Annotated in this window: 13 protein-coding genes; 5 read left to right on the top strand and 8 right to left on the bottom strand. The window is 70.3% G+C overall.

Going from position 1 to position 12,761, the window contains the following annotated elements:
* Positions 1-64 precede the first annotated feature (64 nt).
* A complete protein-coding gene (gene aztD, locus ABT130_RS36960; RefSeq protein ID WP_350963609.1) occupies positions 65-1,261 on the top strand; it encodes a zinc metallochaperone AztD in 1,197 nt (398 codons plus the stop codon).
* Positions 1,262-1,439: 178 nt separating this feature from the next.
* Here the strand turns inward: aztD and ABT130_RS36955 are convergent, their stop codons facing one another.
* The 5 genes from ABT130_RS36955 to ABT130_RS36935 are packed head-to-tail and all read right to left on the bottom strand — an operon-like array spanning position 1,440 to position 6,021.
* Complete coding sequence (locus ABT130_RS36955) at positions 1,440-2,216, bottom strand: ABC transporter ATP-binding protein (RefSeq protein WP_350912074.1); 777 nt, start codon at positions 2,214-2,216, stop codon at positions 1,440-1,442.
* A complete protein-coding gene (locus ABT130_RS36950) occupies positions 2,201-3,232 on the bottom strand; it encodes a FecCD family ABC transporter permease (protein WP_350963606.1) in 1,032 nt (343 codons plus the stop codon). The genes ABT130_RS36955 and ABT130_RS36950 overlap by 16 nt, the downstream gene beginning before the upstream one ends.
* Complete coding sequence (locus tag ABT130_RS36945) at positions 3,229-4,218, bottom strand: FecCD family ABC transporter permease (RefSeq protein ID WP_350963604.1); 990 nt, start codon at positions 4,216-4,218, stop codon at positions 3,229-3,231. The genes ABT130_RS36950 and ABT130_RS36945 overlap by 4 nt, the downstream gene beginning before the upstream one ends.
* Positions 4,208-5,023, bottom strand: a complete 816-nt coding sequence (locus ABT130_RS36940; protein WP_350963601.1) for a siderophore-interacting protein — start codon at positions 5,021-5,023, stop codon at positions 4,208-4,210. The genes ABT130_RS36945 and ABT130_RS36940 overlap by 11 nt, the downstream gene beginning before the upstream one ends.
* Positions 5,020-6,021: an ABC transporter substrate-binding protein gene (locus tag ABT130_RS36935; RefSeq protein WP_350963599.1), complete on the bottom strand. Its 1,002-nt coding sequence runs from the start codon at positions 6,019-6,021 to the stop codon at positions 5,020-5,022. The genes ABT130_RS36940 and ABT130_RS36935 overlap by 4 nt, the downstream gene beginning before the upstream one ends.
* A gap of 118 nt (positions 6,022-6,139) precedes the next feature.
* Between ABT130_RS36935 and ABT130_RS36930 the strand changes: the two genes are divergently transcribed.
* The gene (locus tag ABT130_RS36930; RefSeq protein ID WP_350912084.1) at positions 6,140-6,961 is read left to right on the top strand and encodes a helix-turn-helix transcriptional regulator; all 822 of its coding nucleotides are present in this window, start codon (positions 6,140-6,142) and stop codon (positions 6,959-6,961) included.
* A gap of 47 nt (positions 6,962-7,008) precedes the next feature.
* Here the strand turns inward: ABT130_RS36930 and erm are convergent, their stop codons facing one another.
* Positions 7,009-7,839, bottom strand: coding sequence for an ErmE/ErmH/ErmO/ErmR family 23S rRNA (adenine(2058)-N(6))-methyltransferase (erm, locus tag ABT130_RS36925; RefSeq protein ID WP_350963596.1), 831 nt, complete (start codon positions 7,837-7,839; stop codon positions 7,009-7,011).
* A gap of 356 nt (positions 7,840-8,195) precedes the next feature.
* On the opposite strand from erm, the gene ABT130_RS36920 reads away from it, so the two are divergent.
* Complete coding sequence (locus ABT130_RS36920; protein ID WP_350963593.1) at positions 8,196-9,008, top strand: aldo/keto reductase; 813 nt, start codon at positions 8,196-8,198, stop codon at positions 9,006-9,008.
* Between the two features lie 110 nt (positions 9,009-9,118).
* Here ABT130_RS36920 and ABT130_RS36915 read toward each other — a convergent pair whose 3' ends face one another.
* Positions 9,119-10,420, bottom strand: coding sequence for a GH1 family beta-glucosidase (locus ABT130_RS36915; protein WP_350963636.1), 1,302 nt, complete (start codon positions 10,418-10,420; stop codon positions 9,119-9,121).
* Positions 10,421-10,488: 68 nt separating this feature from the next.
* Here ABT130_RS36915 and ABT130_RS36910 point away from each other — a divergent pair, with 68 nt between their 5' ends.
* Entirely contained in the window at positions 10,489-11,145 is a 657-nt protein-coding gene (locus ABT130_RS36910) for a TetR/AcrR family transcriptional regulator (RefSeq protein ID WP_350912090.1), read from the top strand.
* A 116-nt stretch (positions 11,146-11,261) separates the two neighbouring features.
* Here the strand turns inward: ABT130_RS36910 and ABT130_RS36905 are convergent, their stop codons facing one another.
* Positions 11,262-12,200, bottom strand: coding sequence for an aldo/keto reductase (locus ABT130_RS36905; protein WP_350912092.1), 939 nt, complete (start codon positions 12,198-12,200; stop codon positions 11,262-11,264).
* 101 nt (positions 12,201-12,301) lie between these two features.
* Here ABT130_RS36905 and ABT130_RS36900 point away from each other — a divergent pair, with 101 nt between their 5' ends.
* Complete coding sequence (locus ABT130_RS36900) at positions 12,302-12,664, top strand: MerR family transcriptional regulator (protein WP_350912094.1); 363 nt, start codon at positions 12,302-12,304, stop codon at positions 12,662-12,664.
* Positions 12,665-12,761 lie beyond the last annotated feature (97 nt).

Below are 12,761 nucleotides of genomic sequence, written 5' to 3'. Positions count from 1 at the left end.
TCCAGGAGTTAAGTCCTGTTCGTCGAACAATTTCTGTTCACCAAGATAGGAAGGTAAACAACCTGTGAATTCCTGGTCGCGAACCAAAAGAACGGCGGCACTTTCCGCACTGCTCGCCGCGGGACTCGCCCTGAGCGCCTGCGGATCGCAACAGTCCGCGGCGCCCCAGGAGAAGGCGCCCCGGGAGAAGGCGTCGCCGGGTGCTCCGGCGCCGGTTGCGGCTCCGCTCGTCACGACCTACGACGGAGGTCTCTACGTCCTCGACGGGGAGACCCTCACCATCTCCAAGGACATCCCGCTGGCCGGTTTCAACCGGGTCAACCCGGCCGGTGACGACCGTCATGTGCTGGTCTCCACCTCGACCGGGTTCCGTGTGCTCGACGCGTCCTCCTCCCAGCTGAAGGAGGAGGAGTTCAAAGGGGCGAAACCCGGTCACGTGGTACGGCACGCCGGCAAGACGGTGCTCTTCTCCGACGGAACCGGGGAGGTCACCATCTTCGATCCGAAGGAGCTCGGCAACGGCCTGCCCAGGGGCGAGGTCTACAAGACGGCCGTTCCCCATCACGGTGTCGCGATCGAGCTTGAGAACGGTGAGCTCGTCGTCACGCTCGGCACCGAGGAGAAACGGCTGGGAATCGCGGTCCTCGACAAGGACCGCAAGGAGATCGCTCGTAGCGAGAAGTGCCCCGGCGTGCACGGCGAAGCCACCGCGCGGGGCGAGATCGTCGTGATCGGCTGCGAGGACGGGGTCCTGCTCTACAAGGACAGCAAGATCAGCAAGATCGACAGTCCGGATGAATATGGGCGAATCGGAAATCAGGCGGGCTCTGAGCACTCGACGATCGTTCTCGGCGACTACAAGAAGGACCCCGACGCCGAGCTGGAACGTCCCGAGCAGATCTCGCTCATTGACACCGAATCCGGTGAATTGAAGCTGGTGAACCTCGGCACGAGCTACACGTTCCGTTCTCTTGCCCGCGGACCACACGGTGAGGCACTCGTGCTGGGCACCGACGGGCAGATCCACGTTATCGACCCGGAGAAGGGCGAGGTCACGAAAACCATCAAGGTCATCGACCGGTGGGAGGAGCCGATGGAATGGCAGCGGCCCCGCCCGACGATCTTCGTGCGTGACCGGACGGCCTATGTGACCGATCCGGCCAAGAGGGAACTGCACTCGATCGACATCGAGTCGGGAGAGAGGCTGAGGACGGGAACGCTACCGAAATCTCCGAACGAACTCAGCGGGGTCGTGCACTGATCTGGCCGGTCAACGGTGACCCCGGCACCCCGGATGTGCAGTTGAGGTGGAGTCCGGGTGTCATGGCGGCTACCGGGTCGTTGGCACTGCGGCTCGGTGCCCCTGGCTCCCGGTGGGGACAGGCAGCGCGTTCACGGCGGCCGCGGGACCGGCCTCCGGCCCCGCGCCGTGTCATGGCTCAGGCGGTCGGCACCACCATGGGGGTGCCGGTGACCGGGTCGGGTACGACGACGCAGGGCAGGTCGAAGACCTCCGAGATGAGCTCGGCGTCGACGATGTCGGCGGGGGCTCCCTCCGCGACGACGCGGCCGGCCTTCATCGCCACCAGGTGGTCGGCGAACCGGCAGGCCTGGTTGATGTCGTGCAGCACCGCGATGACCGTGCGCCCCTCGTCGCGCAGCCGCGCGAACAGCTTGAGCAGCTGGTACTGGTGGGTGATGTCGAGGAACGTGGTGGGCTCGTCGAGCAGCAGGTAGGGCGTCTCCTGGGCCAGCACCATCGCGACCCAGACGCGCTGGCGCTGGCCTCCGGACAGCTCCTCGACGCCCCGCTCGGCCAGTTCTGCGACGCCGGCCGCGGCCATGGCCTCCTGCACGGCCCGCTCGTCCTCGGCCGACCAGGTGGACAGCATCGACTGGTGCGGGTAGCGACCCCGGGCGACGAGCCGCCGCACCACGATGTTCTCCGGGGCGACCAGGCCCTGGGGCAGGAACCCGATCTGCCTGGCGATGGCCTTGGGCCGGTAGCCGTTCACGTCGCGGCCGTCGAAGCCGACCGTACCGGCCGAGGGCTTGAGCAGCCGGACGAAGGAACGCAGCAGCGTCGACTTCCCACAGGCGTTGGCGCCGACGATGGCGGTGAACGCGCCGTCGGGCACGTCGAGGTTCACGTGCGCCGACACCACCCGCTCGCCGTAGCCGAGGGTGATGTCCTGGGCGGTCAGGCGCGCTGCCACGGTCGCCTCACTTCCTTGAGGAGCAGCCAGATGAGATAGCACCCGCCGATCGCGGTCGTCACGACACCGACCGGCAGCGCGACCGGCGCCAGCAGCAGTTGCGCGATGAGATCGGCGGCCAGTAGCAGCACCGCGCCGGTCAGCGCCGCGGGCACCAGGGGCACCCCGGCCTCGCCGGCGAGGCGGCGGCCGATCTGGGGGGCGGCGAGCGCGATGAACACGATCGGCCCGGCGACCGCCGTCACGGTGGCGGTGCAGCCGACGCCGACCAGCACGATCAGCAGCCGGAGGCGGCCCAGGCCCACGCCCGAGGTGACGGCGAGCTCGTCGCCGAGCGCGGCCTGGTGCATCGCCTGCGACAGCGTGACGAGCAGCAGCGCGAGCACGCCGATGACCAGGAACGGCAGGCGTACCTCGTCCCAGTCGACGCCGTTCAGCGAACCCGCGCTCCACCCGGTCGCGGCGATCGCGACATCGAGCTCGGCACGGAGCACGATCCAGGAGTTGACCGCGGTCAGGATGGCGTTCATCGCGATCCCGATGACGACCAGCCGCAGGCCGCTGAGCCCCGCGTCCAGCGACAGCAGGTAGATGGCCGCCGCGGTCAGCAGGCCGCCCGCCACCGAACTCACGGCGAGCTGCGCGGAGGTCCCGCTCAGCAGCGTGAGCGCGGCCAGCGCGCCGGTGTAGGCGCCCGCGTCCAGGCCGATGACGTCCGGGCTGCCGAGCGGGTTGCGGGTGAGGTTCTGGAAGATCGCCCCGGCCAGCCCCAGGGCGGCGCCGAAGACGAGCGCGGCGGCCACCCGGGGCAGCCGCCACTCCCGGATCACCAGGGCAGAGTCCCCATGACCGGCGAGCGCCGCGAACACCTCCGAGGGCGCGGCCCAGGAGGGGCCGTGGCTGAGGCCGAGGAAGGCCAGGGCCAGCGCGACGCCGGTGAGCACGAGCGACATCAGGATCGTCCGGCGTTCGATCCTGACCGAGCGGGAGCCCGCGCGCAGCACGACGGCGTTCACAGTGACGCCGCCCCGTAGCGCCGGACGACCCAGATGAGCACCGGGCCGCCGAGGAAGGCGGTGACGACGGCCACCGGGACCTCGCCCGTCGGCAGCAGCACGCGCGATCCGATGTCGGAGACCAGCAGCAGGATCGGGCCGAGCACCATCGTGTAGGCCATCAGCCACGGAATCGAGCCGGCGGCCGGCCGGCGGGCCAGGTGCGGAATCATGAGCCCCACGAAGGTGATCGGTCCGGCCACGGCCGTGGCGGCGCCGGCGAGCAGGGTGACGAGTACGAGGACGCCGAGCTTGGTCCGTGCGGTGTGACCGCCGAGCGTGTGGGCGACCTGGTCGCCCAGGACCATGGCGTTCAGCGGCCTGGCCATCGCCATGGCACAGACCAGGGCGATGCCGATCGCCAGCAGCGGGATGGTGTGCGACATCTGCTCGCGGCCGGCCAGCGCCCCGACGGACCAGAAGCGGAACCGGTCGAAGACGTCGGGAAGCATCAGGCGCATGCCGAGCGAGAGGCCCGCGAGCACCGAGCTGAGGGCGACGCCGGCCAGCACGAGCCGGAGCGGGGAGGTCCGGCCGACGGAGTAGACCAGGAGCACCGCGAGCACGGAGCCGGCGAACGCGAGCATCAGCTGCGCGGACTGTGACCCCGCGAGGCCGAGCGCGCCGCCCAGGTTGATGGCGAAACCGGCACCGGCGGTCACCCCGAGGATGCCGGGTTCGGCCAGCGGGTTGCGGGTCAGCGTCTGGATCAGCGTGCCCGAGGCGCCGAGGGCGGCGCCGACGAGGATGCCGAGGATCGTGCGCGGCACCCGGACATCGCGGACGATCAGATGATCGTCACTGCCGGCGTAGTCGGCGAAGGCACGCCAGATCTCGGCCGGTGCGATCGCGCGCGTTCCGACACTCACGCCGGCCACCGCCACCACAATGAGCAGCGCGAGGGCCGCGAGGAGGATCGCGGCCCGCGCCGGTAGATCAGTCCTCAAGCCCGGCAACTCCGCGCTTCCAGTATCCGGTGAACAGCGAGTCGAGCCGTCCCGCGCTCCACGAGCGCAGCGGCTTGATGTCGCCCGCCTCCCCGGCCGCGAACAGGAAGGTCCGCCCCTCGGGCAGGGGCAGGGAGCGCACCGCCTCCGCGAGCGAGGAACGGGTGTCCTCGCGGACCAGCCAGACGACCTGCACCCCTTCGCGCGCCGCGAGCGGGTAGGCGTGCTCGGCGGCGTCGTCGGTCTCGATCACCACCTGGGCCGAGACGTCGGCCGGGGACTCCTCCAGCCAGCGCGCGACCGCGGGCAGCGCGGTCGCGTCGATCGCGAAGACGTAGTGGCCGTAGTTGTGGGGGAACGCCTTGGCCCCCGGCGGACCGGCGATCGTGAGCTCGTCGCCCACCTCGGCGGCGACCGCCCACGCTGACGCGACCCCGCCCTCGTGGAGCACGAAGTCCAGGTCGAGCTCGCCGACCTCGGCGTCGTACCGCCGCACCGTGTACTTGCGCGTCGTGGGTATCGGCCTCGGCCAGTCGAGCTCCAGATGGTCGTTGGCGACCGGGGCGCGGCGGGTGCCGTCCGGATCCGGGAAGACGATCTTGACGTGGTCGTCGGCCTGGTAGGTGTGGAACCCTTCGAGCCCGGGGCCGCCGACGGTCAGCCGGAGCAGGCGCGGGGTCAGGTACTCACGCGCGAGCACCGAGACGGCGCGGACCCCGATCGGGTAGCCGATACGCGCGGTGCCGGTCCCGGACCGGTGGTGGGAGGCGACCCGGCCCTGCGGGTCGAGGCGGTCGATGCTCATCGGCTGAGCAGCGGCGCGAGCGCCTCGTCGATGGAGTCCAGCGCCTTGAGCGCCGAGCGGTACGTCGCCGCCTCGGTGTAGCGCAGCGGGAAGACGTTGCCGGCCTTGACCGCGGGCAGGTTCTTCCACAGCTTGGAGTCGAGGACGTACCGCACCGGCTCGCTCACCGAACCGTCGCTCTCCAGCGTGTACGTGACGGCGTCGGCCTCGGCGAGGCTCTCCGGCAGTTCCTCGATCGAGGGGTGCTCGCTGACGTCGAGCGCGTTGCCGCCCTTCTCCTTGACCTCGCCGTAGTAGGTCACGCCGATGTCGGAGGCGATGTTGGTGCCCCACGACCCGGCGAACTCGCGATGGAACGTTCCCTTGGCGATGTCGCCGTAGGCGCCGACGTGGCCGAACTTCACGCCGTCCAGAGCGCCCCGGTACTTCTCGGTGAGCTCGGCGGCCTTCTTCTCGTACGCCGCCTTGGCGGTCTCGAAGTCGCCGAGACGGCCCGCGGCGTCGGACTGGCGTCGCGACAGCTCGCGCCAGGCGGAGGGGACGGTCGGGCCGAGGACGACGACCGGGGCGATGGACTCCAGCCGCTTCATGTCGAGATCGGCGAGGGCCGGCTTCGGGACGCCGATGACGATCAGGTCGGGCTTGGCCTTGGCGACGGCCTCGTAGTTGGTCTCGGCGGCCGTCTCTCCAGCGACCTTTTCGAGGCCGTTGTACGTCGCCAGGTCCTCCTCGGTCATCATCGCCAGACCACGTCTCCAGCCGGAGATGCCGACCAGGGGGGTGTTGGCCTCGATGAGCGCCGGCACCGCGTAGCCGGTCGCGACGACGCGCTTGGGGTCGGCGGGGATGGTGATCTCGCCGTTGTCGGCGGCGAAGACGCGGGTCTCGGGCGCCGCGGCGGCGGATTCCCCGCCGGAATCGGTGGAACCGCAGCCGGCGACCAGGGCGAGGGTGAGGGCCAGAGCGCCGGCATGGCGCCGGGGCTGTCGGGAGGACATGGGTGTGTTCCTTCGGGGTGTTTCAGAGCGGGAGAGCGGCCCGGCCTCATGGTCAGGCACTACTTAGGTTAGCCTTACCAAAACTTTTCTGATATCGACGGGAGGCCATCCGATGTCGATGGGAAGTCACTCTGCGACCGGTGCCGGCCACTTCGGGACCGATCCGCTCTGGTGCGAGGAGTACGGCTACGGCCTGGGCACGCTCACCGGCATCCTCGTGCTCAAGTACCGTTCGGCGGCCGTGCTCGAATTCGGCCAGAGCAGGCAGGACTTCCTGCACCAGCTCTACTGGTCGCCCGACGGCGTGCTCTCCACCCGGCACGGTGCCGACGCGCAGTTCGTGGGCGCGCGGGAGGCGTTCTGGGCCCACCGCGCGGTGAGCCACGAGGTGCGGGCGGCGGACCGGCAGACCGTGTACCGGGTCTGCCTGCGCCAGGTGCCCGAGGCGCTCGGCGGGCTGCGTGCCGGCGCGGTGTCCATCGACGACGAGGCGGCCCGGCTCGTCCAGGCGATCGCCCGCCCGGGGTACGACGAGCAGGCGGCACTCGTCGCCCGCGAGCGCATCATGGCCGGACTCGGCGCGTCGACCCGTGACTTCGTCGGCCACCACGCCACCGGTACCGGATTCGCGATGACCGTCGCCCGCGCGCTGTCACACGACCCGGGCGACCCCGTCCTCCTTGAGGAGTGGGCCGAGCGGTTGCACGTCAGTGTCAAGACGCTGCAACGCGACTTCGTGCGCGAGTTCGGCATGCCCTACTCGCAGTGGCGCACCAAACTGCGGCTGCGTGCCTCGCGGGTGCTGCTGGAGAGCCGGCCGGTGGCCGAGGTGGCCCGCCGCGTCGGATACGCGACCCCCTCGGCCTTCATCACGGCCTTCGCCAGGGAGTACGGATGCACGCCCGGCCGCTACGCGTTGCGCGAGGCCGATTCGGCCTGATCGAAAGGACCGCACACCGCCCGGGACCCGGGCGGTGTGCGGGAGTGTCAGCAGAGCAGCTCGAAGAGGGTCAGCCACCGGTCGGGGTGGACGAACGCCACCACCGTGTCGCGGTCCACTCGCGCCTCCGCGAACGCGGCGTCGACCCGATGGGCCGCGTACCGCATCCGCAGCGAGGCGTGCAGCGAACCGCCAAGACCGGTGAAGCCGTACTCGACGAACTCGCGCCAGGCCGCGTCCCGCTCCGCGGGCAGCAGCCGGACACCGCGCGGCTCGATCCGCAGGATCGCCGAGTCGACGGCGGGCACCGGCCGGAAGCTCATCCGGCCGACGCGGCCGGCCAACTCCCAGGAGTGACCCGGCCAGGTCAGCACGGTCAGCCTGCTCCAGCGGCCGAAGTCGCCGGACCGCTTGCGCGCGTACTCCAGCTGGGTGAGCAGGGTCGCCGAGGTGAGCGCGGGAGCGCGCAGGCACCAGTCGACGATCCTGGAGGTGATCGAGTACGGGATGTTCCCGGCGACCGCGAACGGTTCGCGCGGGGCCCGTGCGGTCAGGAAATCACCCCTGATCACCTCGATTCTGTCGTCGCCGCGGGTGCGGGCGGCGAGCCTGCCCGCATGTCGCGGGTCGATCTCGTACGCCACGACCCTCGCGCAGCTCTCGGCGAGGGAGAGGGTGAGAGCACCCTCGCCCGCGCCCGGCTCCAGGACCAGCCCGTGCGATCCGGCCGCGGTGGCCATCTGCCGGACGGCGTGCGGATCGACGAGGAAGTTCTGCGAGAGGGTGCGTCTGGCCCGGTCGCGGTCGTTGCGACCGCCGCCGTTCCTTACCTTTCTCTGGGTGTGCGAATGGTTTCCGTGCGCGAAGGAGTGCGCCACAGCCGTCGCCCTTTCGGGTCCGAGGTGAAAAAGGTCTCGGAAAGGCCCTGGGCGCGCATCGGGGACGCGTGCGGAACGGAGTGGAGGTCGACGCGTCCCTAGCGGGCCAGAGCCCGGCTGCCGCGAGGACGGATCACGTAGCCGACCATAAGGTTGGCGAAGTACATGCACATGGCTCTGGACGCTACGGGCCCCTCTCGCCGGCTCGCAACGGATTTTCCGCTCCGTCGGAGGGGATCTGTTCCGGTGTCCGCCGTGGCGGCGTGCTCAGATAACCGGCGTTTGCTGATAATGCGGGGATCTGTGTTCGTGACGGCCACCAGGCTGTTCGCGACCGCTCAAGGAGAGAACCACTGATGATCACTTTGAACAACGGGGTCTCCATGCCCCGGCTCGGCTTCGGCGTGTACCAGGTGCCGCCGTCGGAGACCGCCCAGGCGGTGAGCGCCGCGCTGGAGGCGGGATACCGGAGCATCGACACCGCGAAGCTGTACGACAACGAGCGGGGCGTGGGCGAGGCGCTGGCCGCCTCCGGTCTGCCGCGTGACGAGGTCTTCGTCACCACCAAGCTGTGGAACAGCGACCACGGCTACGACGCCGCCCTCGCCGCCTTCGACGCGAGCATGGAGCGGCTGGGCCTGGAGCAGCTCGACCTCTATCTCATCCACTGGCCCACCCCGGCCAGGGACCTGTACGTCGAGACCTGGAGGGCGCTGGAGAAGCTGTACACCGAGGACCGGGTCCGCGCCATCGGGGTGTCCAACTTTCAGTCCGCCCACCTGCTCCGCCTCATCGAGGAGTGCGACATCGTCCCGGCGGTCAACCAGGTCGAGCTCCACCCGGCACTGCAGCAGGTCGAGTTGCGCGAGTTCCACGCCAGGCACGGCATCGTCACCGAGGCGTGGAGCCCGCTGGCGCAGGGGGCGGTGCTCGTCGATCCGGTGATCGTCGACATCGCCGAGAAGTACGGCAAGACCCCGGCCCAGGTGGTCCTGCGCTGGCACCTCGACCTGGGCAACGTCGTCATCCCCAAGTCGGTGACGCCGTCGCGGATCAGGGAGAATCTCGACGTCTTCGACTTCGCCCTCACGGACGAGGACATCGCCGAGATCGCCAAGCTGGACGCCGGCACCCGCATCGGCCCCGACCCGGACGCTTTCAACCGCTGAGTGCGATGTTCGTGCCGTGGCGATGAGCCTCACCACCACGGCACGGACACCGCGTCGGGGGCGCTGTACGCGGGCGTCCGAGCACGCGGCGCCGGGCGGGAAGCGTGACGTCAGCTCTGTGAGATCCGCCGGCGCAGCCACGTGTAGGAGGCCTTGGGGGTGCGCCTCCCGGTGGGGAAGTCGACGTGGACGAGTCCGAAGCGCTGGCTGTAGCCCTCGGCCCACTCGAAGTTGTCCAGCAGGGACCAGACGTAGTAGCCGCGCACGTCCACCCCCTCCGCCCGCGCCCGCTCGACGGCCCCGATGTGGCCGTCGAGGAAGTCGATCCTGGCCTGGTCGTCGACCGTCCCGTCAGGGGCCGGCTCGTCGGGCTGGGAGCAGCCGTTCTCGGTGATGTAGACCGGCGGGAGGGCGTCGCCGTACCGGGCCCGGAGGCCGACCAGCAGCTCGCGCAGGCCGTCGGGGACGACGGGCCAGCCGAAGGCGGTGGTGGGGTAGCCGGTGACGCCCGCGTCGGAGAAGGGGAGGCCCTCATCGGTGGGCGCGGCGATCCGGGTGGGGTTGTAGTAGTTGATACCGATGCCGTCGAGGGGCGCGCCGATCAGATCCAGGTCGCCGTCCCGGACACAGTCCAGGCTCACCCCGTACGCCGACAGGTCGGGATAGGAACCGAGCAGCACCGGGTCGTTGAACAGGCGGTTGTGCAGGGTGTCGTAGGCGTCGGCGGCGGCCAGGTCGGCGGGGTCGGTGGAGGCGGGCCAGACCGGGGTGCAGTTGTTGGTGATCAGGACCTGCTCCGCGCCGCGCGCCCGCAGCTCCCGCACGGCCAGGCCGTGCCCGAGCAACTGGTGGTGGGCGGCGGGGAGCGCGTCCAGGACCAGGGTCCTGCCAGGGGCGTGGGCGCCCAGCGCGTAGCCGAAGACCATGTGGACGAAGGGCTCGTTCAGGGTGATCCACATCGGGATCCGGTCGGCGAGCCGGTCGGCCACCGCCGCGGCGTACTCGGCGAAGCGGTAGGCGGTGTCGCGGTTCAGCCAGCCGCCCCCGTCCTCCAGGGGCTGGGGCAGGTCCCAGTGGAACAGCGTGGCCGCCGGGACGATGTCCCGCTCGCGGAGCGCGTCGGTCAGCCGGTCGTAGAAGTCCAGGCCGGCCTGGTTGATCGTGCCCTTGCCGGCCGGCTGGACGCGCGGCCAGGCGATGGAGAAGCGGTAGGAGTTCACGCCGAGGCCGGACATCAGCTCGACGTCCTCATCCCAGCGGTGGTAATGGTCGCAGGCCACGTCACCGGTGTCGCCGCCGCGGACGCGGCCGGGCTCGTGGGTGAAGGTATCCCAGATCGAGGCGCCCCGCCCGTCCTCGGCGACGGCGCCCTCGATCTGGTAGGACGCGGTCGCCGTACCCCACAGGAACATTCCGGCCTCCAATGTATGAGTCTGGCTCATGTTAACCCCCGGGCCTGCTTGTGGGGGATGATGGGGGGATGACGAACGTCTCCGGGGGAACGCTTCGCCGCCGCCCTGCCCAGCGCCGCAGCCTGGAACGGGTCGAGCGCATGCTGGACGAGTGCGCGCGGCTGCTGGACGAGGTCGGCTACGAGGCGCTGACCACCAAGGAGGTCGCGCGCCGCGCGGAGGTGCCGATCGGTACCTTCTACCAGTTCTTCCCCGACAAACAGGGGCTGGTACGGGCGCTGGCGCTGCGCAACCTGGAGGCGTTCCTCGGCCGGATCACGGCCAGGCTCGCGGAGGTGCGGCTCTCCAACTGGACGGAGATGGTCGACCTCGCGATCGACGAGTTCGTCGCGATGAAGCGGGCCACGCCGGGATTCGCCGTCGTCGACTTCGGGGAGGTGCTCGCCGCACCCGGCGGGCCCGTGGTCAAGGGGACCAACCGGATGCTCGACGCCGCACTGGAGAACAACGTCATCGTGGCCGACCGGCTCCGTACGATCACCGTCGAGCTGCTCGGCGCCCCGATCGGCCCCGAGCTGGATCGGGCGCTCTTCGTCGCGGTCGAGGCCGCCGACGCGGTGCTCAAGCTCGCCTTCCGCTCCCTGCCGGACGGGGACCCCGAGCTGATCGCCGAGTGCAAGCACCTGGTCCGCCGCTACCTGTCGGCGCACCTGCCGCAGGAATGACCCCGGGCGCCCGCCCGCGTTGGCAGGCGTTCCCGCCGGGGGAGGCGCCGTACCCGGCCTGCACGGCAGGGTACGGCGTGGTCGTTTGTGACCTGGGGCGGGATCCCGATGGCCCTTCAGCGGGCGGCGTCCAGGCGGGCGCGGTGCTCGCCGTCGAGCTTGAGGTCCAGGGCGCCCAGGACCTCCTCCAGCTGGGCCACCGAGCTCACCCCGACGAGCGGGACCGTCGTGACGTCACCGCCGGTCAGCCAGGCCAGCACCACCTGGTTGACCGTCGCGCCCAGCTCGTCCGCGATCTCCCGTAGCGCGGCGAGCCCGCGCGTGGTGCCCGGGTGGTCGTAGGCGTCCTGCATCGGCCGGTCCGCGCGGGTGTAGGAGCCGGCCATGAGCGTGTTGTACGCCCACAAGGTCAGACCGGGCTCCGAGCGCAGGTAGTCGAGCATGTCGTCCTCGACCAGGACGTGACCTGAATCGGGCAGCCGCGTCCCGTACCGGGGGTGCAGGTAGGTGTGGCGGAGCTGCACATGGGTGTAGAGCGGCCGGCCGGTGGCCCGAGAGGTGGCGCGGGCGCGCTCCAGACTCCAGGCCCGCACGTTGCTCGCGCCGATCTCACGGACCTTGCCCGCGCCGACCAGCTCGGCGAAGGCGCCCAGGGTCTCCTCCAGGGGTGTGGAGCGGTCCTCGATGTGGGCCCAGTACACGTCGACGTGGTCGGTGCCCAGCCGCCGCAGGCTGCCCTCGGCGGCGGCGGCGATCGTCGCGGCCGACAGGCCCTCGGCGAAGTCCAGGGTCCGGTCGCCGGGGACGGTCGGCCGGGCGCCGCACTTGGTGCTCAGCACCACCCGGTCGCGGTTGCCCCGGGCGGCCAGCCAGCGGCCGAGGGCCAGCTCGCTCTCGTCGCCGGTGGCACCCTCCTTCCAGAACGCGTAGTTGTTCGAGGTGTCCAGCAGGGCGCCGCCGGCCTCGGTGAACCGGTCGAGGATCGCGAAGGCGGTCTTGTCGTCGAGGAGGGTGCCGAAGTACATGGTGCCCAGGGCGAGGGGGATGTGCGTCATGAGGACGACCTTGAACGCTGGAGTGGACTCCAGGTCAAGGGGACTTACCCAGAAATTTTTGGGGTTGACCTGGAGTGGGCTCCAGGTGGCATGCTGCCCGAGTGAGTGTGTACACACCGGGACAGGTGGTGGAGGAGACCGGCTTCAGCCTCGACACGCTCCGCTACTACGAGCGGATCGGGCTGCTTGAGTCGATCGACCGCAACGCGGCCGGACAGCGCAGGTTCACCGAGAAGGACGTCGGCTGGCTCGGCATGATCCGCTGCCTGCGCGACACCGGGATGCCGATCGCGGAGATGCTCCGCTTCGCCGAGATGACCAGGGCGGGCGACCACACGGTGCGCGAGCGGATCGCGCTGCTCGAAGCCCACGACCGGCGGGTGCAGGAGCAGGTCGACAACCTGCGCGAGCGGCAGGTGGCGATCCGGAACAAGATCGCTTTCTACCACTCGGTGGTCGACTAGGCCCTGTCCTGTGGATCTTGCCGTGGCGAGGATCGGTCAGGTGGTGTCTCGCAAGGCGGAGGAGGGAGCCGCAGCGTGCTGCGGTGACCGACGACAA

Source organism: Streptosporangium sp. NPDC001681, from assembly GCF_040298085.1.
Classification (GTDB): Bacteria; Actinomycetota; Actinomycetes; order Streptosporangiales; family Streptosporangiaceae; genus Streptosporangium.
This window is presented reverse-complemented; position numbering and strand designations above follow the sequence as displayed.